We start from the raw sequence: 24,454 nt of genomic DNA, 5'->3' as shown, positions 1-24,454 counted from the left end.
AATTATTTGTTGCTTCTAGTTAAAATAAATGAATCATTTTGATCATTTACAATAACTAATCTATTATCTGAATATTCAGTAATTTTAAATTTATTTCTAGTAGATGGTTCTGTTATAATATCTTTATTATCATTAGAGTCATAAAGACCACCAAGATATAAGTATAATTCATCTCCTGTTCCATCTACATTCCAATTTCCTATAGTTCTTCCTCTAGTATAAATTTCATCAGGTGATGCTTGATATGTTCCATCTTTATAGAGTTCTAAATTATAATCAACATTTTGTTCGTTGGTAGAGGTCATATCCCAACTACCAGCTATTTCAATAGCAGCATTATTCGTGTTCTTCTTATTATCTTTATCATCATCAACTAAAGGATCTATTGGATACAATACAGTATCAAAATCGGTAGGAGTTGGGTCAATATTTATTTTGGCAAGATTTTCTGATTGAGCTGATTCTTCCACAAATACTTCTTGACGAGTTTCTTCTACTGCTTCACTAGCACAACTAGATAAACCACCTACGATAATACTAGCTGAAAGAATAAATTTGATTGCGTTTGATTTGATTGGAGTAAACATATTAAAAAAATTTAGGTTAAAAAATAAGTTCTAATTAAATTAATAGAACTATATACATATAAATTACAGAATGATAAAAATAAATTATTTCAAAAAAAAATGAAATAATACATCTGTTATGTATTTTGACAATATAAGTAAATATTAAAAACTTATTGAATATAAAGTATTTAATAAAAATTTATACTCTTATAACGGAACTTAATAAAATTTTGTTTCAAAAAATTTGTATTTTGTTGAAAAAAAACCATGTAAAGTTCAACAAAGGGCAGTTAAAAAGCCCATATCAGTTAAGATTATGGGCTTTTAAAAGACAACTAAGCAGCATCTTTTATATTAGTTAGAGTGGTTATCTCCTCCTAAACTATAATAATTATTTTCTTCATCCTCTGAGCCAATGCTTTCTTGTTGATCATCCAATTCAGCACCAGGAACATCAATAGTTTCTCCTTCAAAATTTGATTTTGCATTATGCAAAGGAGCTTCTTCATAAAGTTCATTTCTATCATTTGGAGTAGGAATTCCTTTATCGACTACTAATTCATCATCATTGTCGATATGAGCTACTTTTTTTCCTTGATTATAAATATCCTCCTTTGGATCATAATCAAATTTGTCTTTAAAGAATTCTTCTGGAGAATCGGTATTTTTATTTTGTTTTTTATCTGGCGTTTTCATAAAAAAAAGTTTTAGTTTAAAAAATAAGAGGTGTGAAAATAAAAGTTATTCACTCTCTTTAAAAATATAAACACTAAAACTTATCTAAATGTTGAAAATAATTTGAAAGAAATAAATCTGAGTTAAAATGAGTTTTGGCTACCTATCGACTTCTCCCAAATTAATATCTAAAGAACCAACAATAGCAATCAAATCAGAAAGTAGAGTATTCTGTGCTAAATAAGGCAACACAGAAAGATTACAAAAGGAAGGCGCACGAACTTTCAAACGAAAAGGAATATCTCCTTTTTTATATTTTGGATTTTGTCTAAAGAAAAAGCCAAGTTCACCTTTCGGACTTTCGCCTCTAAAATAAAAATCAGTTTGAGGTGGTTTTATACGTTTTGGAACAAGTGCTTGTGGGTCAAAATCTCGTGTTCGTTTATGTTCTTTAGTAAGTTTCTCAATACATTGTTCAATTATTTTTGAAGATTCTTTGCACTCTTGAAAGCGAACAAAATTTCTATCCCAACAGTCACCTGTTGTTCCCATTTTTCCCTCTCCAATCGGAATGTCAAAATCTACTTCTTCATAAATTGAATATTTATCTACTTTTCTCAAATCCCATTTCAAACCCGAAGCCCGAAGCATTGCACCTGTAACTCCATAGTTAATAGCTGTTTGCATTGGCAAAACTCCTACATTTGCTGTTCTTGAAACAAATATTCTATTATTGATAAGTAAGTTTTCCAAGTCATCTAATTTAGGTTTCAAATGATTTAGATATTCACTACATTTTTCTTCAAAATCTAAAGGTAAATCATAATATAAACCACCAATCCAAATATAATTGTATAAAAGACGTGCGCCACTTATCCATTCTAACAATCGTAAAATATATTCTCGCTCTTTCATTAGCCACAAAAAAGGTGTAGTTGCTCCCACATCAACAGCATACGTTCCGATAGCAATAAAATGAGAAGCAATTCGATTGAGTTCTGCAACCAAAACACGAATATATTCTACTCTTTTTGGTATTTTGTCTGTCATTCCTAACATTTTTTCTACTCCCAGTGCATAAATATGTTCCGAGTTCATGGAAGCAACATAATCCATTCTATCTATATAGGGAATAATTTGAGCATAATTCAGACTTTCAGCATGCTTTTCAAAACAGCGATGCAAGTAACCAATATGTGGAACAACTTCTCTTACAACTTCACCATCTGTAATAACTTCCAAACGCAAAACACCATGCATAGAAGGATGTTGAGGTCCTAAATTAAAAAGCATTTCCTCACTTTTGAGAGTATCAGAAGTGTATTTTGTGGGTTCAGATTGTTGGTGAAAGGACATAGGAATGATTAAAATTACGAATTTAATGTGTTGAATACTAAAGGTTAAAGGTTATCACGGTTATTTTTGTATAACAGTCTTCCAGACTGTTGGATAGGATAAAATACTGCTTTTTATGTTCAGACAAGATGTCTGAACTATCTTAACACAAACCGTGATAAGGTTTACTAATGACTTATAAAAAAAATATTTTAATTAATTTCTATTTATTATGAAAAAGTTTCGAATTAAATTTTTAGGAAAACGAATTAAAATTACAATTCAAAAATAAATTGTATTTGGTGAGTTTAGTTGCTAATTTTACAAAAATATGCAATCAAGTTTAATAAACAGATTATAATAAATAATTTTTATAGAATTTGACAGTAATTTATCAGAGTTTAATCCATCATAAATGATACTTTTTGTAGCTGCAATTTTGTTCGGAATTGGAATTTTGATTGTCTTGACACGTAAAAATGCAATGCTTGTCTTGATGGGAATCGAACTAATGCTAACAGCTTCTATGCTCAATTTTATTGCTTTTTCGAAAGGAATGGAAGCGCATTTATTTGTTCTTTTGATTATTGTGGTGGCTGCTGCCGAAATTACGATTGCACTAGCTTTGATTCTGAAAATCTATAACTATTTTGGACACATTGAAATAGATGAAATTTTAGAAAAAGAAGAATAAAGATACTATTTTTGTGTGTTCAACTTCTTAGAATTGAACGAAATGCTTTCTCAGAAGCATAATTTAAGCTAATAAATCACGCTTCTGAGGAAGCGAAACATTCGTTTTTGGGAAAACGAATGCACGAAAGTCTCAATATTAAGAAACAAAAATATAAAAATTAAGATGATAAATCAATTTATAGAAAAAATAGAAGAAAGTTTAGAAAAAAATACGTTTATCAAAATTACCTTATCAAACTTTACTTCAAATCAAGAAAAATCTACACTCAAAAAAATATTGATTCGCAAAACGATTATTAAGCGAGAAGAAAAACTAACTTTTGTTTATCGTCATAAAACGAATGATATTACTAAAAACTATTCTGTCGAAGAAGGAATGAAAGAAATTATAACATTTCTCACAAAAGAAGATAGTAATGAAAATAATGAAGGATTTTTTAATCAAGCTATTTTGTTTACCAATCAGTTTGATTTACATCTTAAAAATATAAATAAAAATCCCACTATTCACTCACAAAAGCCAACTCAAAAACAAGCTCTTTCTACTTCGCACGACAAACAAAAAAAACGAGCTATCCAGACAAAAGACCAAGAAGGAAATTCAAAAAATTACCTACAAGCTCTCAAAATAACAGACCATACAGGAAAAGTGTATAAGAATGCACAAGATAAATACAAACAAATCAATCAATATATTGAAATTTTGAGTGTTTTGTTGAAGCAATTACCAACAGAAAAAGAATTGCAAATTACAGACATGGGCGCAGGAAAAGGGTATCTGACTTTTGCTCTATACGATTATTTGGAAAATAATTTGAAATTCAAAGTAAAATCGGTTGGTGTTGAATTTAGAAACGATTTGGTAGAACTCTGTAACCAAATTGCAGAAGAGTCAGACTTTGAGAATCTTAGTTTTGTAGAAGGAACGATAGAAGAATATAAAATCACACAAGAAAATATAGAAGAAAAAACACATGTTTTGATTGCTTTACATGCTTGTGATACTGCGACAGACGATGCAATTTTCAAAGGAATTGAAGCTGATGCAGAGCTGATAGTTGTTGCGCCTTGTTGTCATAAGCAAATTCGTAGAGAAATGGAAAATGCTTTTAAATCAGACAAATCAGATAAAAAGTCTGAAAATGAACTTTCTCCACTCACAAATTATGGTGTTTTTCTAGAGCGACAAGCCGAAATGCTGACTGATACCATGCGTTGTTTGCTTCTCAATTATTGTGGCTATCAAACAAAGGCAGTCGAATTTATCTCTGATGCACACACACCAAAAAATGTATTGCTCATTGCTACCAAAAAAGAAAGTTTTTCAGATTCAACTAAAAAAGCTGAAAAGTTGAAGGAATTTGAAGACTTAAAATCATTTTTTGGAATCAAAACTCATTATCTAGAAAGTCTGATTTTGAAGTAACACGTATTTTTTTTTAAAAAGGAGGAACATAATTTTTTCTCCATTCTTCAATTTCTGGATAATACTCATTATCAAAACAAACTAATCTTTCATTATACATTATTTCGTATTGGGATTTTGATAAAACTAAAAAAATAATTGAATCTGTTGTAGAAGCTTGTTTGCAGATTTTCCTTTCTTCAAAATTAATGCTCTCAATAAATCTACAAATTTCTTTAAACATACTTTCTGTTGTCCAAGATAAAGAATAAGTTAAGTTATTTATATGAAAAATTGTTTCCTCTTCTTTTTTCTCCGTTTTTAGTTCATACAAACCTTGCTTTTGAAGAATAATCGTTACAAGAGAAGTATAGAAAGTTTCGAAGGATTTGGTTAGTACCATATATTTTAAATCATCAATATAACAAACAGTATAATTTTTAGCATTCTCTGAATAAAAGAAGTCTGTAAAACTATCAGAGTGATATTCTTGAGTATATTTACTATTCAGAACCCTTGAGTAATCTTCCTTATTGATTATATCAATTTCTAAAAGCCGTCTAGCTTTGTCTTCATATTCTTGTTTTGAGTAAGTTCCTTCTACTTTAAAGTATGTTTTCATAAAGTGTTATTTTCCGTAATCCGTAATTAATTTCTACCAATCTCCATTTTCATTCTCTTTAATTTCTTCTTCTATATTTTGCATTCGTTCCTTTTCTAGTTCTTCTTCACTTTTTTCATCTTCTTTGTTTGGGTTGGCTAACATCATATCTTTCTTAAATAATCTAAATTCTACTCTACGATTTACACGCTTGTCTTCTTCTGTAATTTCTGGAAAAACTAATGGCTTTTCAGAACCTAATCCAAACGGTTTTATTCTATCAGTTTCTAGTCTTCCATAAGAAATGATATAGTTTCTGATAGATTCAGCTCTTTGAAGGGAAAGCTCTTTGTTTTTTTCTTTATTTCCATCGCTATCTGTATGACCATAAATATCTAAATTGAAATCTGGGTGTTCTACCAAAAAATCAATAATTAGATGCAAATCATTTTCCATTTTTGGAAGAATACCTGTGCTATTTGGCGCAAATTCGATAGACTTAAACTGTATTGTTTCTATTTGTTGCGCTGGAGAAGAAGCCATTTTTTGACGAACTCCTTGTACTTCTACTTCTCTATATGTATCGCCATTTACCTCAAAAAGTTCTTCCAAACGAAAGAAATTTTCTCCACTCACAATCAGTAAATATTTCTTTTTATCAATCAGTTCAAATTCAAAATTACCTTCTTCATCAATATATTTTGGCGCAATCGGAATTTTATCAGCAATATCATACACCACAACCACACCACCAAAAACTTCTCCTGTTTGACTTTCTTTTACTTTTCCCGAAAAACGAACAATTGCTTTTGGCTGGGCTTCCATAGGCAGAGGAAAAGAATACAAATCAGAATTGGTATAAGGGTCTTGAACAACTGGCTCATTTCGCATCAAACGAACTTCTTTTTCGGCTCGTGCATAATATAAAAGACGTGCAGAAGCATCAATGGTAAAATAATATTCACTACTTTTTGTATTCACAAAAGGACCTAAATTTTTGGGTTCGCACCACGTATCACGGCTTGTTTTATAGGATTTAAAAATATCATAACTTCCAAAAGAAAATAGATGACCATTCGAACTAAAATACAAAATATTATCGCTAGGATGTAAAAATGGACTTAGTTCGTTCGCTTGTGTGTTAATAATAGGTCCTATGTTTTGAGCAACCGACCAACGTTTTCGTCCTTGTCTGACTGTAAAATAAATATCTGTTCCTCCAAAACCTGTTTTTCTATCTGAAGCAAAAAAAAGTGTATCACCCGTTACTGAAAAACTAGGATGAGAATCCCAAGTGGTAGAATTTACAGACACACCAAAGTTTTGAACCTCATCCCAAATTCCATCTCCTTCATTCCATTTAGCAATATATAAATCACAATCTCCAAAACCATCAGGAGCATCACAACGAGAAAAAGCCATATATTTTCCATCTCTACTAATACAAGGTGAGCCTTCATTATAGCGAGTATTTAAGCCTTTTAAAGGTAAAGGATAATCCCAGCCAAACTCTCCCAAACGAACCGATTTATAAATATTCTCATCAAACTTGTCAGCAGGCAAATACTTACGAACAGGGTCATTTACAGTGTCCATTAAAAGTCTTTTTGAAGTAAAATAAATGATAGAATCTGTCTGCCCAATCGCCAAACCATATTCTTCATAAGGTGAATTTATTTCTTCTCCCATACTTGTTCCCATTTGGTCAGGAGGACGCAGCGTATCAACTAATTGCCATTTATCAATCAGTTCATAATAATATTTTAAAGGGACATATTTTGGTTTTTCAGAAGGAGAAGCCAACGAATCAAAAGCCAACTGACTTTTTACAGATGAACCTCTATGATGTTTTAATAATAATCTATATAGTTCTAAAGCTAAAGGCTGATTTCCTGTTTTTTCGGCTGCTTGTGCATACGCCCAAATCAAATCCAAATCTTTTTTAAAGTTTTCTATGCCAAAATAACGAATATAGGTATCTAGTGCTTTTTTGAGTTCTGGAAGATTATTTTCTTGTTGAAGTCTCTTGATTTCTTTGAGCTGACGAGGGTCATAATAATATCTATAACTTTCAATATTCAAAAATGTAATTTGTGGACAATAAACTGCTCCTGATTTATTGATAGGACGAAATTCTTCTAATTTTATCTTAGAATCTTTATTGCGCTGAGCATAAGTAGGAGTAAAAAAAACAATTAAAATAAAAATACATAGATAGCTAATTTTATATTTATTTGGGTCTAAATTTTTTTTTATTAAAAATAATATTTTATTTTTCATTTTGTTTTTATATAAATCATCAAAAATTTCAAGTTATTTCTTGTTACAAAGTAGCCAAAAAGTATGCAATTTATAGAAATCAAGTGTTTGATTTTCGTTTTATTCTACAAAATTTAACTTTTTGACTGCCAACTCTTATTTTGAAGAGGTAAATTTAATTATCTTGAATCTTGAATTATCTTTTTGTAATACAACGCTAAAATTTTCTGAATCCTTATATTAAATCTTATAAAAAACATGAACGAGCAATTTTTACATTATATATGGAAATTTCAATATTTTGATAAGAATAATTTACTGACAGAAGAAGGAGAAGAATTACAAATTATTTCAGCAGGAATTCATAACCACGATGCAGGAGCAGATTTTGAAGATGCTGTTTTAAAGATAGGGAGTAAGCAAAAACAGACAAAATGGCAAGGAACAATAGAAATCGATACGTATGGATTTAATTGGGAAAGTCATCATCATGCTACAAATGAAGCCTACGAAAATGTAGTTTTGCATGTTGTATGGAAGAATCCAAAAGAAGTTTTTAGAAAAAATGGTTCAAAAGTTCCTGTTTTGGTCTTAGAAAACAGAATTGATGAGCGTTTGTGGCTGAAATATCAAGAGTTTTTGAGAAATGAACACAAAATTCCGTGTCAAGGTTATTGGAATGAAGATACTATAAGCAATAATAATATAGAATTAGTTGCATCTTTTGAAAAAATGATGAGCCGAACCCTTGATGAACGATTGATTAGAAAATCTCAACATATTCTTTCACTTCTAGAGCGAAATGGTTATGATTGGGAAGAAACAAGTTATCAAGTTTTATTAGAACATTTTGGATTTAAAAAGAATAATGCTCCTTTTTTACAATTAGCTAAAGAACTACCATTCAAAATTATAAAAAAACATGCGAATCAAATTTCTCAGATAGAAGCTCTATTTTATGGAATGGCTGGGTTTCTATTAGAGGAGAATAAAGACAAAATTAAACTCTCATTTGAAAACAGTTTTGATTGTCAAAGTGAAAACTTAAATTTAGAACAAGATTTATTGCAAAATCAATTAGATAAAGAATTACATTATTTTGAAGGATTACAAAAAGAGTTTCGTTTTTTATCTCATAAATATTCTTTACAAGACAAAGAAGTCAATTTAGCACAATGGAAATTTTTACGATTGCGTCCTTCCAATTTTCCAACAGTCAGAATAGCGCAGGTTATCGGACTTGTATCTCAGCAAAATCATCTGTTTTCTATTATTCTGAATGCAAAGACGCTAAAAGAATTTTATGAGTTTTTCAAAACAGAGTTACCAACCTACTGGAAAACACATTATAATTTTGGAAAGTTAAACAAACAGGAGGAAGATGGGACGTTTAAAGAAAACTCTACATTGGGAAAAGATGCACAGCAAAATTTGATTATCAATGTTGTCATTCCTATCCGTGTAGCGCATAGTTTATACAGGCAAAAAGAAGATGTTTTGCCTAAAATATGGCTTAATGAGTTAAAAACAGAGAAGAATAGCGTCATAAGTCTGTACAAACCTTTAGAAAAAATAAATAATTCTGCTTTCAAAATTAAAACGGCTGCACAATCACAGTCTTTGCTAGAATTGTATAGCCAATATTGTAATCCTAAAAAGTGTCTTTCTTGTGAAATAGGAAAAGAGCTTTTGAAGAAGTAAGGCAAAATAAAAAACTATCAGAACTTCTGCCATCAATAATGTTCTAAAAAAAATAGTAGCTTTGTACATCATTTCATTCGTAAATTTTAATTTTTAATTCGTAATTGATATATGCTTTCATCTCGCCAACTTTTCCTAAATCATGTCGCTCAAACATCTCCTTTTCCTCTTGCCTTAGAAGTTCATAATGCAAAAGGAATTTATATGTTTGGTAGTAAAAACCGAAAATGGATTGATATTATTTCAGGAATTGGAGTGAGTAATGTGGGACATCGCCATCCAAAAGTAATAAAAGCAATTCAAAGGCAACTGAGAAAATATATGCACTTAATGGTTTATGGAGAATTTATACAAACGCCACAAGTTCAGCTCGCCACAGCTATTTCAAAGACTTTTAAGACTACTTTAGGGCAAGACTTTTTAGATAAAGAAGATAAAAGTAATGAAGAAAATAATAATGATAATCTATCTATAACAAATCACGAAAATACGCCTCAAAATGCTGTTTATTTTGTAAATTCTGGAAGTGAAGCTGTTGAGGGAGCTATAAAATTAGCCAAACGATTTACAGGAAGAACTCAATTAATAGGTTGTCACAATGCTTATCATGGTTCTACGCATGCTGCCCTTTCATTAGGAACAAGCAAAGAATGGAAAGAACCTTTTTTACCTTTACTTCCTGATGTAGACCATATTTGTTTTGATAGTAAATCTTGTCTTTCCAAAATCACAGAAAAAACAGCAGCCGTAATTATAGAAACTGTGCAAGGAGAAGCAGGAATCAGAATACCACAAAAAACCTATTTAAAAGCACTTAGAAAAAAATGCAGCGAAACAGGAACACTTCTGATTTGTGATGAAATTCAATGTGGCTTTGGTAGAACAGGCAAACTTTGGGCTTTCGAACATTTTGATATAATCCCTGATATTGTTGTGGCTGCAAAGGGAATGGGTGGAGGAATGCCGATTGGTGCTTTTATGGCTTCTCAAAAAATGATGTCGTGTCTTTCTGATAATCCAATTTTGGGACATATTTCTACTTTTGGAGGACATCCAGTAAGTTGTGTGGCTTCTTTGGCAACACTAAAAGTAATTCAAGAAGAGAATTTATTAGATGCTGTTGAAGAAAAACATGAATTATTCAAGCAGTTATTAAATCCAGAAAGTACAAAAGCAATAAAAGAATTTCGTGGAATAGGTTTAATGTTGGCAGTAGAATTTGAGAGTTTTGATTTCTTACAAAAGGTAATTGCTCACTGTTTGGAGCTTGGTTTGCTCTCTGATTGGTTTTTGTATTGTGATAATTCGATGCGAATTGCTCCTCCTCTTATTATTACAAAAAAAGAAATAAAAAAGGCTTGCCAAATAATTTTGGAAGCCATTCGATTGACGGAAGAGAATGAAATTTAATTTTATTAGAAGAAAATACCGTTTTTTAATTCACTTTTAGCTAAATTTGTTATCAATTCAATCAAAAATTAATAATAATGACACGAAAATTAGCAAAACCCTTTTTGAAGTGGGCAGGAGGAAAGACGCAATTAATAGAACCAATTAATAGTTCATTACCTAAAAACTTTACAGATTCTAACTTTACCTATATTGAACCTTTTGTAGGAAGTGGGGCAATACTTTTTTGGGTGTTAAATAATTTCCCTTCTCTTAAAAAAGCTGTTATTAATGATGTAAACGAAGATTTGATAAATGTTTATAAAACGATTGTAACCCAACCAAAAGAGCTTATTTCTATTTTAGAAATTTTTGAAAATGAGTTTCATTTATTGGAAGATAGAGAAAATTCAGAGGAAAGTAAAAAAGAATATTATTATAAAAAAAGAGAACTTTATAACACTCGTAGTACAGAAAAAAGCATTCAAGCAGCTTTATTTATTTTTTTGAATCGAACTTGTTTTAATGGTTTGTATCGTGTCAATAAAAAAAATGGTTTTAATGTTCCAGCAGGTCGCTACAAAAAGCCTACTATTTGTAATACAGAAAATATTTTTGCTGTACATGAAGCATTACAAAAAGTAGAAATTCTTTGTGGAGATTATGAAGAAACAGTTTCTTTAGCGAGTGAAAAGACTTTATTTTATCTTGACCCTCCTTATAAGCCTCTGACAGAAACCTAAAATTTTAATTCTTATGCCAAAGATGAATTTGGAGACGAAGAACAAATTCGTTTATATGATTTTTGCAAAAAATTAGATAATTTAGGTTATAATTGGATTTTAAGTAATTCTGAAGGTAAAGCTGAAAATGAAGATTTTTTTGATGACTTGTATAGTGATTTTTTGATTACACGAGTAGAAGCCAAACGAAGTATCAATTCAAAATCTGAGAAAAGAGGAAAAATAAATGAGCTTTTGATTTCTAATTTTGCTCAAGTAAAACAACAATTACACAAAATATTGACCATTTTATACTAAAAATCCCATAGAAATAATGAAACTATCTAAAATAGAGTTAATTAATTTTCTAAATTCTAAAAATCCTTCCAGTAAATCGACTGAAAAAAATATCGATCAAGTTTTATATTTTACATTGATTTGGAACTCTTTTGAAGGCAGCTTCTTTTTTGATAATGTAGAATTAAATAACCAAACATTGTTTTTTTTAGCCCAAAATTCAACTTCTTATATTCAAGAAAGATATGTTGATGAATTATTTGATTTTTTCAGAAATCGATATGTATCAAATAACAAAATTAGACCTGTATTCAAAAGATTAAGGTTTTGCTATAAAAAAAACAGACCATCTAATCAAAAAGTTGAAAAACTTGTTCAAGACACATTGTTAGCTAATGCCCCTTCATTTGAAGCAAAAATGAAGGTTCTTTTATTGATAATTTATAGATTTAGGAATAATCTATTTCATGGAGTTAAAAGTCCATTGAATTTGAATAAATTTGAAAATATTTATGGTCATATCAATACATTTTTAATAAGATATGTAACAGCTTTGATAGATTATAAAGCTAATATTCGTAAGAATTTATTTGATAATTATAAGAATATTGTAGTAATTTAAAACAATAAAATACCATAACTAAAACAATAATTAAACATATTATACTGATATGCAAAGAACAAAATTAAGAGAGATACTCAATAAAATTATTGACGACCTCAAAACAGTTGAAATAGTTGACACTTTAGATACTGACCTAGCAAAAGTTTCTTCTACAGATTTTATGGCTCTTTTATTAGAATCAAAAACAGGTTATGACCACCTTTCAGAATTGGAGAAAGACTTGTTAGTAGAAACTGGTATCTATGATTTCTATGAAACAGCTAATTTTGTAAAGATTGTAAGTCATGTTAATAGAATTGTTGAGGGAATATATGGTTTTCTAGATAATAATTTAACAAGTAGATTCTTAGCTTCTCATAGAGCATTAAGTGTACTATTAACGATAGTAGATGAATACCTCATACCTCAAAAAGATATTTTAGATGATAATAATGAGATAAATGAACAACTAGCAGAAGATAAGAATATTTTAATACTTCAATTGGTTAAAGAGGAAAATATGACTTTAGATGAATTAAGTTTAAGAATAAATTTAATTAAAGATTTAATTGATTCAATTATTGAAATAATAATTAGAATCTATCCGAGTATAAATATTAAAAAACCTGAGATTTTATTACTTGATAGTGGGAGTGATGCACAAGTTTGGATAGAAATAATAGCAAGTCAGTTGGATAAAGTGAATGTTGTAAAGTATATAGCAAATGCTTTTATTACTGTTTGGAATCATTATATGAATAAAGATTTGCATAGAGCTAAAAAAATGAGTGAAATAGATAAATTAGAAATGCAACAACTAAGAGATAGATTAAATATTGTAAAAGAGATGAATGATAGTGGAATGTTTGAGAAAAAAGAAATAGAGAAACTTGGCAATAAGGTTGTAGAAAAGGTAGGAATTTCAATAGAGAATGGTACAGTTACTAATGAGTTAGTAAATCAGCCAGTTGTTGAAGCTAAAACTAATAGACAATTAATAATAACTTCTAATAAGCTAAAAGAGCTTTCAGTAAAATCAGAAAAAAAACAATTACCACCTCATCTTGAAAAAAATGAAGAAGAAGAATAGAATTTTGTTTTTATTTAACAAACCTCTTGTCGTTCCTCTGTACCCTGAAATGGCAGTATTTGCGTAACATTTAGTGATTTTAGATCCGTTTGCAGGAGACAGGTTACTCAGCTACAATCAAAGATATTTCTCTAAAACACAAATCAAAAATTAAAGGAAAACAAAACTCCAAGACAGAATTTTATTATGAAATAATTTTAGAAAAGATCTCACTCCATTGACAAAACTTTAATTTTCTGATTGAATTTAGTTTCTTTACTCATTGGATTATTGAGTATTTTTTTGATTTCTAGTAATCCATATCGGAAAAAAGAGTATTCATTATATCCATTTGAACAGACTCTTATTTTCGTTTTTTTATGTTTCCACTCCCCTACTTTGTAACACCAAACAAATGCAATAGAACAAAGAGCAAGTAATTTAGCTATTTTCTCTGGTTCTGTCAATTTTGTATTTTCTAGCTTAAAACCTTGTGTTTTTAGTGCTTTAAACAGCGTTTCTATTTCCCAACGTTGTTTATAAATTTCAAAAGCGTTTTCTAAAAAAACAGGTGAAGCTAGATAAATATATCCTTTTTGTGTTCTACTTACAGATAAATATACTTCTACACCATTGACTATAAAAACACCCTCTAAATGATACGTTTCTGAAATAGCCAGTCCTCTACACCAGGCTGCAATTGACTTTGTTTTACCTTTTCTAGTCGCTTTAAAATTAGACTTTAGTCGCATTACAAAATCAAAGTTTTTTCCTGATAAATAAGTAAACCATTTTTGACCTACAAACTCTCTATCTGCTACAATAGAAGAAATAGATAGGTTAGGAAAAATAGATAAAAAACGTTCTATTAATTCGATGCGTTCTTCAGTAGAAGAGTTTCCTTTTTTTGGAAAAACAGACCAAATAAGAGGCACTGAAACATTTTTATAAGCTGCTGAAAGTAACAAAATATTTATATTTTTTTTACCCACTTTCCAATTGGAACGGTCAAGACATAAAACAATATCCTTCCACTTATCAATACCTTGTAAAGAAACAATTAAAAGAGTAATTGCCTTAAAATCAAGGTTATAGTGATTTAAAAAGCGTTCAATACGACGTAAAGAGGAGCTGCACTCTACATTCCGTTCAAAAGCTGTAGCAATTTGAATCAACCCTCCTAATCCTACTTTTATAACAGCTATTACAAAAAGACCTATAAATTGAACTCGTGCAAAATGAAACTCTGTTAAATGAGAAGATAAAACAGTAACTAATTTTGTAACTTTACCACTAGAAGCATACTTTGCTTTTGCCATAATTGAGAAAAATTTGTGAGAAAAATTTTGTAAGAAACTCAATTATGGCTTTTTTTTATCTCGTTTCAAAATCTTTTGTCAGAGGACTGAGAGAAAAGATGACAAACTAGAATTTCAAATAGACACAGCAAAACTATTTACAGATAAAGAAGATAAAAATAAGAAACTTTTAGCTCAATTTTTACCTGCTCTGACTACTTTAAACAGATTGATGGATTCAAATTGTTGTTAATGAGGATAAAATATAAAACAAAAAAAGGCTCACAAAACAATTTTGAAAGCCATTTAATCAACAAGTAAAATTGTATTTCCTCTTACCATTTATCACTAACAACTTACCACCATTTTAATCCACTTCTGCCGAAATTCCACGTTCGCAAATTGCGTTACGCATCGGAACGAGGTCATTCCAAGAACCCTCTTTTACTGAGCATTTGCCTTTGAAGTGAATAATAAGTGTACATTGTTCTGCTTGTGGTGCTGAATGCTGACAAACCTCAACTAAAGTATCGATAACATGGTCAAACGTATTTACTTCATCATTAAAAACAATTAAACGATGACCTTCCTCTGTTTTTGTGTCTACTTCTTCTAAAACTTCTGTTTCTGTATTAGAATAAAAATTAGTAGATAAATTATTGGAAAATTTAGAAGAATTTGAAAATTGATTCATAATTGAAATAAGATTGATATAAAAACTTAAAATGAAATATATAGCCGTTTTTGGTGTACTTACCGACGACTTTACTATACAAAAATACGATATTATCAAAAAAATAACTAAATTTTTAAAGGAATAGTTTACAAACCTACCAAATTTTTAAAAATCTGATAGGTTTTAACATTTTACTTCTATTTTTTTATTTATATCTTCCTAATGTGCTTAAAAGCAATTCATTTTCTTCAGGTGTTCCGATGGTTATTCTCAAACAACCTTCACAAAGTGGTTCTTTTGAGCGATTTCTGACCACAATTTCATTTTGCTTTATCAAGAAATTATACACTTCTTCTACTTTAGAAGCATCTTTTAGTTTTACCAAAATGAAATTTGTATCTGATGGATAGACTTTTTCAATAAAACTAAACTTACTTTCATTATTATTTTTACTTCTGAGTTCTTCAATCAGTTTGTCACGCTCAAAATTCAAAACTTGAATAGCTTGTTCCACATTTTGAGAAAGACTTAAAGCCTTTAAAGCAATTTTTTGAGTAAGCATATTTACATTGTAAGGTGGCTTTGTACGCTTATAATATTCCATTATTTCAGCAGAAGAAAATGCCATTCCCAAACGAACTCCTGCCATTCCCCACGCCTTAGAAAGTGTTTGCAAGACTACAATATTTGGAAAATTCTCTAATTCATTTATAAAACTAGCTTCTTTTGCATTTTCAGCAAAATCAATATATGCCTCATCCACTACAACAATTCCATCAAAAAACTGACATAATTCTTTTATATCATTTTTATCAATCAAATTTCCTGTTGGATTATTGGGGCTACAAACAAAAATAAGTTTTGTATTTTCATCAATTTGCTTTTTTATTCCTTCCAAATCCAATTGAAAATCAGTTGTAAGCAATGTTTTTCTGATTTCTACATCATTTATTGTTGCCGAAACTGAATACATTCCATACGTCGGAGGACAAACAATAATATTATCTTTTTGAGGAATACAGAAAATTCTGAAAAGTAAATCAATGGCTTCATCACTTCCATTTCCTACAAAAATCTGATTTTCATTTATATTTTTCAGTTTCGAAAGCTGTGCTTTTATATCTCGTTGGTGTGGGTCAGGATAGCGATTGTAATCCGTCTGAACCATCTCTGAAAGTGGAGAACCAAGTGCATTTTCATTGGCATCTAAAAAAATAGGTGCAGGAGTTTCAAAATTTTCATCTATTTTTGTAACTTCTATATCGCTTTTTTTATATTCATCTCTTGCCGAAGAATAGGCTTTAAGTGTCAGAATATTCGGACGAATGAGTTTTTGTAAATCAAAATTTGTTTTTGATTGTGTATTTTTTGAAGTAATTATATCTTGATTCATAAAGCCGTGTAACTGATTAGCGAGTGATTTATATGATTTATAAGATGAAATACAGGATAATACAACTGAAAGTCAGCTTAGCTAATTTCTTTTTTTTACAAATTTAATTCATTTCTCATTAATCACTAACAATTAATCATTATTTATGCAGACTCCTCTTTCTTTCTATTTTTCAGATGTTGCCTTCGAAGCTGGTGTCGATGAAGTAGGGCGTGGTTGTTTGGCTGGAAGTGTGGTAGCTGCTGCCGTTATTTTCCCAAAAGGCTATCGAAACTCATTTTTGAACGATTCGAAAAAGTTATCTAAAAAAGATAGAGAAGAGTTGGATATAGAAATACGAGAAAGTGCGCTTTCTTTTGCTATTGCAGAAGCAAGTCCTGCCGAAATTGATAAAATTAATATTTTGAATGCTTCTTTTTTGGCAATGCAACGAGCTATTATCCAACTAAATCCTATTCCTGAGTTTTTAATTATTGATGGAAACCGTTTCAAAACTGATCTTAAAATTCCTTATGAGTGTATCATAAAAGGAGATTCGAAATACTTATCAATTGCAGCAGCTTCTATTTTAGCCAAAAATTATAGAGATGACTTTATGATAAAGTTAGCTGAAAAATATCCTCATTATGGTTGGGAAACAAATGTTGGTTATCCTACCAAAAAGCACAAACTAGGAATTGCATACCACGGTTTAACAGAATTTCATAGAAAAACGTTTAACAGCAGTCTGCAATTGGATTTGAGGTTTCAGAAATAGTTGTAACAACTAAATTAGCTGATTTTGAATTTTTATTCTGTCAAACCTCCTGTAAGTCGTATCAATGTTGTATTTGCATCAATCAAATTGTAAGTGGCTTGTAATTCATTAAAAGCTGCATTTTGAAAAGCATTTTGAATTTGGCGATAATCAAATGAATTTATCAAACCAGAATTATAACGCTCTTCCAAAATCTGTAAATTTTGTTCAGAGACATTTTTACTTTCTGTAGATAAAGCTAATAATTGTCTTCTGACATTATACAAATCAAAAGCTCTTGCCAAATCTCTTGAGAGCGTGAGTTTGTTTTGGTCAATAGTAAGATTGCCTATGTTTTCAGAAATTTTGGCTCTCTGAACAGCTCTTTTTAATTGTCCTCCATTAAAAAGTGTAAAAGATAAATTAAAATTTAGAAAATAATTAGTTGTTTTTGCATTAATAGGCTCACTAGGCGATTCTTGATTTCCTGAAAAAGTAGCCTGACTCAAATCTTGTCTGTTATAATTATATGAGTTTCCTGCTGAAACTGAAAGTTGTGGTATAATAGCAGTTTGATTTAATAAAGTTGCATCGTGTAAAATGGCTTGAGAAATTAAAAGACGATTCAAATCTGGGTTGGCTTCAAGCATTTGTTTTTCTAGGTCTGCAAACTGATAGGTTTCTGCTGGAGCTTGTAGTTTTTCATTTATTTCATATACTTTTTCTACTTCTTTTTCTCCCATCAAAACATTCAAATCACGTACAGCATTTCGATATACTAATTCTTGATTGATTAAATTAATAGAATCTGTCAGGAAATTAGTTTTGGTAAGAAGTGTTTCGGCAGTTGTGGCAGTTCCTAAATCTACTTGTACTTCTGAATAACGATTTCTATCTCTTGAGTAATTCAATACTTTTTTCAAGACCTCAATGCGTTCTTTTTCCAAAACTACTCTATAATATCCCAAAATAACAGCTTGAATGGCATTTTGAATCACAATTTCTGCATTTCCTTCTGATTCTTCTTGCAATTGTTCCAAACGATGCTTGGCAATTTTGGTTCTGAATCCATTAAAAACTACCCAACTTACATTAAGCGCAGGTTGAATACTATTATTAATTGTGATTCCAGATAAAAATGAGGCAGGGTTATCTACATTATTTACACCATTGTTTTGTTGTAAAAGAAGGTTGATAGTTGGATAACGTCCAGTTTCTCCCCAATTATTATTGAGGGTAGCTTGGTTGATGCGTTCTCTTTCTATCAAAATTCCGTAGTTGTTTTTGAGACTTTGAGCTATTGCTTCTTGAAGGGTAAGAGTAGAGTTTGTAGTCTTGAAAACTTGATTGCTCTGAGCAAAAGAAGAAAATAAAATAAAGACAAGTACGAAAGTAAAATAAAATTTATAAACAAAAGAGGAAATACTTTTCATAAAATGAGGAGTTGATAAAATGTAAAATCAATAGAAAATGAGAAAAATCAATATAATTTTCTAAGCAGTTACAAAACAACTCAATTCCTTACAAAAGGATAACAAAATAAGAATAGATTAAGAATTTTTAAAATTACATTAACTTATTTTTGCAGCAAATTATTATTTAACTCGCCAATACATTTATAAAAAAGTAATTTACTTGCTCAGCAAAATCTCTTCATATTCTTTTCGTGCTTCTTTATCTATTAGTGGTGTAGATATTTGTGTGGAGTCTTTCATACTTTTAGCCTCTCTAAGCTGTTTTAAATCTAATTTATTGATATAAACAGGGTCTTTCAAATCAAAAACACGATTAGAGTCACTATCAGCAATATATCTAAAGTAAATTTGTCCTTTTTCTCTCTCTACTGTCCAGTCGATAGTTCTTGTGTTTTTTGGTGTTACAGCTCTGAAATAACGTCCTCTATTATCTGATACATACATTACAACAGCATCTTTCCAATCATAGAAACCATCTTGATTAGAATCTTCTTGAAGAGTTTTGTATAAAATAATAGTAGAAGACTCTTTATATGTTCCTACCTCTTCGAAAGAAAAAGCTATACGTTTAAATTTTTGTGTAGTCAGAAGATGAGTTTCTTTCGTTTTTTCATCAAAGAAAATTAGATTGTGAGCATTCTGTGAAATATCTTCGGCTGTTTTTCCGTCATCTGTATAACGAGCTTCTGCAATATCTCGCTCATTAACAATTTGCATTGGAATAACTGTAAAATCTGTATTTTTTATAGAAACAGGCTGCCCATAAATTACTCTCCTTGTATCTTTATCAGTTGAGTTGTCTGAAATAGGCTGACGAGAGTTGCAACTACCAAATGACACTGAAAGAATAAATAGAAAGAAATAGCTAAATTTTGAAATAGGAATAAAAGAGTATTTTTTTTTCATCTGTAAAACAGGGAATTATTTTAAATAGAATAATATATAAAGGGAATAAACACACAGTATATTTATTTGAACTATTTTTTCAAACAAATATATTGCACAATTTAGCTAAAAATATAAATAAAGAAAACTATAGCTCATCAAAATTTATATTACCCTTACTGTAATATTAAATTATCTTTACTCTCTTTTCCTGAGTTTGGAATTTGTAATGTGAAAATAGAACCTGTCTTATAATTAGATTGTAATTGGAGAGTTCCTTCCAGTTGGTCAACGGTTTGTTTGACTACATAAAGTCCTAAGCCTGCTCCCTGTGAACGTTCATTTCCTCTATAAAACATTTCAAACACTTTGTCTAATTGTTCTTCTTCAATTCCCTGACCATTATCCTCAATTATAATAGAAGCATGCGTTCTGGTAACTCGTACCGAAATTTTGACAAAAGATTTTTTTTCTCTTTGTGTTTTATATTCTATTGAATTTGCAATCAGACATTCCAAAATTATATAAAGGCGTTCTGTATCAGAATAAAAAATTATTTCTTGAGTAATTTCTTTTTTAAATTCTACTCCTTCTGCTCCCTCTACAAATTTAGCTTCTTCTATAAGTTGTGAAATAAATCCATCAAAATGAATACGTTCTTTTTTTACTTTAAAATTTTTATTGGCTACATATGCCAAAATTTTATTTACATAATAATCTAATTTGTGCAGACTTTTTCCAATATTTGACACATAAAAGGACAGATTAGTATTTTCTTCAAATTCTATCTGAATAACATTTATCAATCCTAAAGCAGAAGCTATTGGAGAACGTACGTTATGAGAAACGCTATATACAAACTTATCTAATTCATAATTTCTTTTCTCTAACTCTGCATTTTTATCAAATAATAGTTTTTGTATTTTCTGACGTTCTTCTACTTCATTTCTCAATGTTTTTGTTTTTATTCTAACTTGTTTGCGTAGTGTAAAAACCCAACTTCCTACCACAACAATTACTAATAGAAGAATAGCAGCTATCCATTTTAGACGTTTTAATAAAATCGTATAGGCTTCTTTTTCATTGTCAAACCATTTTACATAAAGCTCTGAATAAATTCTGTTTTCTTTTATTCTATTCATTCCCTCTTCAATGTCTTTGGCTAATTTTTTATTTCCTTTCTTAACAACAAAAGAAAGGTTTTTCGAAAAAACAAACTCTTCACTTACAGCCAAATTATCGAAATTATGTTCTTCTATAAACTTATGAGCTGTATATTGGTTAATAATTGCGTAATTACATCTTCCAGAAGCTATTATTTTAAGTGCATGCAACTCAGTTACAGCCTGAATCATTTTTATTGTAGAGTCTTCTTTTTTTATATATTCTTCTGCTATTGCATTAGCAGTTACTACAATAGTCTGATTTTTTAATTGAGAAATTGATTTTACGGTAGGACTTTTTTTATTTCTGACAATGATATAAGAAACTACATCATGATGAGGTAAATAATCTATTTTTGCGACTCGTTCTTCAGAATAAAACATATCAGCTACATTTATTCGTCCCTTTGGCTGTTCTAGTTCTTCTCTAATATTTGTCCAGTCTCCGAGTTGAATCTCTACCTCATATCCCATTTCTTTTCCAATTGCTCTCATTATATCAACATGAAAACCATCATATTCGCCTTTTTTATTAATAAATTCATACGGTGGATAATCATAATCTGAACCAAAAATGATTTTTTTAGTAGAATCATTTTGTCCAAATAGTGAAATAGTATAAAAAATAAAAAAGAGTAAAAATGCGTATCTCATCAAGAATTACAATAATTAAAGGAACAAGAATTATTTCTAACTTGTAATAAATCGTAATAAGATACGTATTTTTTTTAAAATTATGGACTTTATAAAACTGATTTTTAAGAGAGACAGTCTAAAGGCTTAAAAAAGGTCTACTATTTTTATCATTTTTCCTCTAAACTCAAAACTTTCACCTTTCTTTTTTCCACTCATTACTTCATAAATAGGAGCAGCAGTAGAAATAGCAAAATAACCACTTGGTTTATCATTAATTTTAAGCTCTGCCAAACTTATAGAAATATAAAATTTTTGATTTGCATCTGTAATAACGACAGCTCCCAAATCTACCGAAGTATTGATTTTTTGAGTAGAAATTCTAGACAAAATCTCTAATTTATCTTTTGCTTCTACAAATTGTTTTGCATACATATCTCTATCTTGTTGCAACTGAGTTCGAAACGATTCAAACTTTTCTTCCATACTTCCTTTTTCTTCGTTAGCACTTTCTTGAGCTTCGTTCATAGCATCTTTAGCATCATTTGCTATTTCGCTCTGTTTCTTGCGAGCAGCTTCCAAAAGCTGTTTTTTCAATAAGATATTAGATTCGGTGTTTGTTGAAGGTGTAGCCATATTTCTAAAAAATAATGCGATTTTAAATAAATAATATAGAAATTCAGAATATCAAAAACAGATTGAATAATAAGATAAATAAAGGATTGATAAAATGACTTTTGATAACGTAAATTTGTTCTAATAGTTTGATTTTACAGATAAAACTAAACAAATATTTTATAAAAAATAGTCATCTTTGTACTATGAACAAAAAGACAAATGCAGTTTCTCAAATTCTGACTCTACTACAAAAAGAATTTCGCCTAGAATGGCGACAACGAATAGCCTTAAATAGTATTTTACTTTATTTAGCAGCCACTATTTTTGTGTGTTATTTGAGTTTTCCATTACAAAAACTTCCTCCGTTGGTTTGGAATGCTCTCTTTTGGATAATTCTGATTTTTGCTAGTATTAATGCTATTGCAAAAAGTTTTGTGCAAGAAAGTGAAGGGAGATATATGTATTTTTATACACTCTTTAAGCCCGAAGTATTGATTGTTGCCAAAATGATTTATAATACTTTTTTGATGCTTCTGATTTCATTTTTAGGAATTACAGGTTATATTTTCGTAATGGGTTCGCCTATACAAGACTGGAATTTATTTTTACTTATTGTTTTGCTTGGTTCAATTGGATTTGCCACTTCTCTGACACTTATTTCTAGCATTTCGGCACAAACTCAAAATAGTAGTATGCTGATGGCAATTCTTAGTTTTCCTGTTATTTTGCCTTTAGTATTACTTCTGATTGATGCTTCCAAAAATGCCATTGACGGATTGGCGTGGAGTGTTAGTAAAGATGAAATTATGCTTTTGGTAGGAATGGATTTGGTTTTGGCAGCATTGGCTTATATTCTTTTTCCTTTTTTGTGGAGGAGTTAGAACCAATTTTTTTAAGATAAACTGTCATTATTAAGTTTGAGAGTATTTATCGTTTCTTTTTCTTAATTTTTTTAGAAGTTAACTCAATCAAATTAGTTAATGGAGACGACAATTCAGTCTCTAACTTATCCAATTTAGGAGCATTTGTGAATTCAAATTCATCAGAGAGTACTAATTTCCTATCCAAATCACTTATTCTATTACTTGGGAAGTTTAATTTGAGACGAATATTATTTTTAGTTTGTTTTTTTGCTTTCGCTAGTTCTGTCAAAAAAAAATTGATTTCTGTTTCATTTAGAAAAATTAATGGAACTCTGACTTTCTTTTCAGTATTCTCTAATTTATTTAATATCAAATGCAAATAAAGCTTTGATTGATATTCAATTTCTATACTTTCCAGTCCTTCAAGTGTGAAGAAGATACTTTTTTGTTCTTTGTCAAAATATAAGAATAAAGAACTCTCATAAATACCAAATGTAATAGAACTTTGATAGGCTCTCACTATTCTAAACATATCATTTTCTTTTTTTCTTGTCAATGGATAAGAAGGAGGTGAAGAGTTTATAAAATGGGTTTCTTTCTTTATCTTCCGTTTACGAATACTATTTTTAATCTGATGATATATAATTTGTAGTGTCGGAAATATCCAAATTACTCCAACAAAAGAAAAGAAAGATTTATCTAAGTAACTATCAGGAAAAAAAGCAATTATTGGAATAAGAGTAAATATTAAAGGAATTGCAAGAATTCCATTAAATAAAAGACTTTCAGAAAACGATTCTCTCTTATAATCATATAATGAGTGAGGATTTGCAAGAGTTAAAGGTCGTTCATATCTATATTGATAATCCTCTAACTCTTTTTCATAAGAAGGTAATGCTTGGTTTAAAAAAATTCTATAACCACTTGTTAAAGGTCTAAATGATTCCTCCAAATGAATTTTTATTTTTTTTTCTCTCATTTCAGGTTCAAATTCAGAAAAAAAATTTTCCCATTGATTAAAAGGAGAATAACTAGCTGTTGAAGTTATAAACTGTGGTTGTATTACTGAAACATTAAAAAACAGATTTGTAGCAATAGGAAATTCAGAAAGTGTGTCTGATTGCCCACAATGCCTGTTATTCATGTATTTCCAAGAATCTTTAAGGAAAGCAGATTTACATACTTGACAAAATACTATTCTATCACCAGATTTTATCATATCTCCTGTAATAGGATCTTTTCGCTCTTCTTTGAGAAAATCTTGGTGCAAAGAATTATTTATCTGATGAATATTCATTTCTTGTTATGTACTTATTTTTTTTGCCCCTGTTTATAAACTTTTTTTAACGAACAAATATATAAACTTTGTTCTAAAAATTGATTTTCTATGAT

At 29.7% G+C, this 24,454-nt stretch carries 21 protein-coding genes and 1 pseudogene; 9 read left to right on the top strand and 13 right to left on the bottom strand.

The features are described from left to right. Window positions 1-2 precede the first annotated feature (2 nt). From V9L05_RS21245 to V9L05_RS21235, 3 genes are all read right to left on the bottom strand, one after another. The gene (locus tag V9L05_RS21245) at window positions 3-587 is read right to left on the bottom strand and encodes a hypothetical protein (protein WP_338813842.1); all 585 of its coding nucleotides are present in this window, start codon (window positions 585-587) and stop codon (window positions 3-5) included. Between the two features lie 336 nt (window positions 588-923). Continuing rightward, the gene (locus V9L05_RS21240; RefSeq protein WP_338813841.1) at window positions 924-1,265 is read right to left on the bottom strand and encodes a hypothetical protein; all 342 of its coding nucleotides are present in this window, start codon (window positions 1,263-1,265) and stop codon (window positions 924-926) included. A gap of 138 nt (window positions 1,266-1,403) precedes the next feature. Further along, on the bottom strand, window positions 1,404-2,600 hold the full coding sequence (locus tag V9L05_RS21235) for an NADH-quinone oxidoreductase subunit D (RefSeq protein ID WP_338791515.1): 1,197 nt from the start codon (window positions 2,598-2,600) through the stop codon (window positions 1,404-1,406). 394 nt (window positions 2,601-2,994) lie between these two features. Between V9L05_RS21235 and nuoK the strand changes: the two genes are divergently transcribed. Both nuoK and V9L05_RS21225 read left to right on the top strand, forming a co-directional pair. Beyond that, entirely contained in the window at window positions 2,995-3,273 is a 279-nt protein-coding gene (nuoK, locus tag V9L05_RS21230; RefSeq protein WP_338791516.1) for an NADH-quinone oxidoreductase subunit NuoK, read from the top strand. A gap of 165 nt (window positions 3,274-3,438) precedes the next feature. After that, entirely contained in the window at window positions 3,439-4,701 is a 1,263-nt protein-coding gene (locus V9L05_RS21225) for an SAM-dependent methyltransferase (RefSeq protein WP_338813840.1), read from the top strand. 13 nt (window positions 4,702-4,714) lie between these two features. On the opposite strand, the gene V9L05_RS21220 is transcribed toward V9L05_RS21225, so the two are convergent. Together V9L05_RS21220 and V9L05_RS21215 are read right to left on the bottom strand one after the other, a co-directional pair. Further along, window positions 4,715-5,302 (bottom strand): hypothetical protein, encoded by a 588-nt coding sequence (locus V9L05_RS21220; protein WP_338813839.1) that lies wholly within the window; start codon window positions 5,300-5,302, stop codon window positions 4,715-4,717. 33 nt (window positions 5,303-5,335) lie between these two features. Beyond that, window positions 5,336-7,561, bottom strand: a complete 2,226-nt coding sequence (locus V9L05_RS21215; RefSeq protein WP_338813838.1) for an OmpA family protein — start codon at window positions 7,559-7,561, stop codon at window positions 5,336-5,338. 237 nt (window positions 7,562-7,798) lie between these two features. Between V9L05_RS21215 and V9L05_RS21210 the strand changes: the two genes are divergently transcribed. The 5 genes and pseudogenes from V9L05_RS21210 (at window position 7,799) to V9L05_RS21190 (ending at window position 13,343) form a co-directional block, all read left to right on the top strand. Next, window positions 7,799-9,241: a DUF2851 family protein gene (locus tag V9L05_RS21210; protein WP_338813837.1), complete on the top strand. Its 1,443-nt coding sequence runs from the start codon at window positions 7,799-7,801 to the stop codon at window positions 9,239-9,241. Window positions 9,242-9,352: 111 nt separating this feature from the next. Beyond that, complete coding sequence (locus V9L05_RS21205) at window positions 9,353-10,651, top strand: aspartate aminotransferase family protein (RefSeq protein WP_338813836.1); 1,299 nt, start codon at window positions 9,353-9,355, stop codon at window positions 10,649-10,651. A 77-nt stretch (window positions 10,652-10,728) separates the two neighbouring features. Beyond that, window positions 10,729-11,670: pseudogene (locus tag V9L05_RS21200) on the top strand (DNA adenine methylase). Window positions 11,671-11,686: 16 nt separating this feature from the next. Beyond that, window positions 11,687-12,271: a hypothetical protein gene (locus tag V9L05_RS21195; protein ID WP_338813835.1), complete on the top strand. Its 585-nt coding sequence runs from the start codon at window positions 11,687-11,689 to the stop codon at window positions 12,269-12,271. A gap of 49 nt (window positions 12,272-12,320) precedes the next feature. Beyond that, complete coding sequence (locus V9L05_RS21190; RefSeq protein ID WP_338813834.1) at window positions 12,321-13,343, top strand: hypothetical protein; 1,023 nt, start codon at window positions 12,321-12,323, stop codon at window positions 13,341-13,343. Between the two features lie 209 nt (window positions 13,344-13,552). Here the strand turns inward: V9L05_RS21190 and V9L05_RS21185 are convergent, their stop codons facing one another. The 3 genes from V9L05_RS21185 to hisC all read right to left on the bottom strand — a co-directional run bounded on the left by V9L05_RS21185 (window position 13,553) and on the right by hisC (window position 16,689). Further along, the gene (locus tag V9L05_RS21185; protein ID WP_338811925.1) at window positions 13,553-14,641 is read right to left on the bottom strand and encodes an IS4 family transposase; all 1,089 of its coding nucleotides are present in this window, start codon (window positions 14,639-14,641) and stop codon (window positions 13,553-13,555) included. A 346-nt stretch (window positions 14,642-14,987) separates the two neighbouring features. Then, complete coding sequence (locus V9L05_RS21180) at window positions 14,988-15,314, bottom strand: ATP-dependent Clp protease adaptor ClpS (RefSeq protein ID WP_338791524.1); 327 nt, start codon at window positions 15,312-15,314, stop codon at window positions 14,988-14,990. 187 nt (window positions 15,315-15,501) lie between these two features. Then, window positions 15,502-16,689 (bottom strand): histidinol-phosphate transaminase, encoded by a 1,188-nt coding sequence (gene hisC / locus V9L05_RS21175; RefSeq protein WP_338813833.1) that lies wholly within the window; start codon window positions 16,687-16,689, stop codon window positions 15,502-15,504. 145 nt (window positions 16,690-16,834) lie between these two features. Here hisC and V9L05_RS21170 point away from each other — a divergent pair, with 145 nt between their 5' ends. After that, entirely contained in the window at window positions 16,835-17,446 is a 612-nt protein-coding gene (locus tag V9L05_RS21170; protein WP_338813832.1) for a ribonuclease HII, read from the top strand. A gap of 32 nt (window positions 17,447-17,478) precedes the next feature. Here V9L05_RS21170 and V9L05_RS21165 read toward each other — a convergent pair whose 3' ends face one another. The 4 genes from V9L05_RS21165 to V9L05_RS21150 all read right to left on the bottom strand — a co-directional run bounded on the left by V9L05_RS21165 (window position 17,479) and on the right by V9L05_RS21150 (window position 22,217). Next, window positions 17,479-18,858 carry a TolC family protein gene (locus V9L05_RS21165; RefSeq protein ID WP_338813831.1) on the bottom strand — a complete coding sequence of 460 codons (1,380 nt, stop codon included), beginning with the start codon at window positions 18,856-18,858 and terminating at the stop codon, window positions 17,479-17,481. Window positions 18,859-19,056: 198 nt separating this feature from the next. Continuing rightward, window positions 19,057-19,806, bottom strand: a complete 750-nt coding sequence (locus tag V9L05_RS21160; protein ID WP_338791528.1) for a hypothetical protein — start codon at window positions 19,804-19,806, stop codon at window positions 19,057-19,059. 155 nt (window positions 19,807-19,961) lie between these two features. Continuing rightward, on the bottom strand, window positions 19,962-21,602 hold the full coding sequence (locus V9L05_RS21155) for a transporter substrate-binding domain-containing protein (protein ID WP_338813830.1): 1,641 nt from the start codon (window positions 21,600-21,602) through the stop codon (window positions 19,962-19,964). A gap of 126 nt (window positions 21,603-21,728) precedes the next feature. Continuing rightward, window positions 21,729-22,217 carry a hypothetical protein gene (locus V9L05_RS21150; RefSeq protein ID WP_338791530.1) on the bottom strand — a complete coding sequence of 163 codons (489 nt, stop codon included), beginning with the start codon at window positions 22,215-22,217 and terminating at the stop codon, window positions 21,729-21,731. Window positions 22,218-22,402: 185 nt separating this feature from the next. Here V9L05_RS21150 and V9L05_RS21145 point away from each other — a divergent pair, with 185 nt between their 5' ends. Beyond that, entirely contained in the window at window positions 22,403-23,080 is a 678-nt protein-coding gene (locus V9L05_RS21145) for a heme exporter protein CcmB (RefSeq protein WP_338813829.1), read from the top strand. Between the two features lie 46 nt (window positions 23,081-23,126). On the opposite strand, the gene V9L05_RS21140 is transcribed toward V9L05_RS21145, so the two are convergent. After that, a complete protein-coding gene (locus V9L05_RS21140) occupies window positions 23,127-24,359 on the bottom strand; it encodes a hypothetical protein (RefSeq protein ID WP_338813828.1) in 1,233 nt (410 codons plus the stop codon). Window positions 24,360-24,454 lie beyond the last annotated feature (95 nt).

The sequence above is a fragment of the Bernardetia sp. Wsw4-3y2 genome (assembly GCF_037126295.1).
In the GTDB taxonomy this organism is placed as follows: Bacteria; Bacteroidota; Bacteroidia; order Cytophagales; family Bernardetiaceae; genus Bernardetia.
The sequence above is the reverse complement of the archived record's forward strand: the minus strand, read 5'-3'. Positions and strand labels throughout refer to the sequence as shown.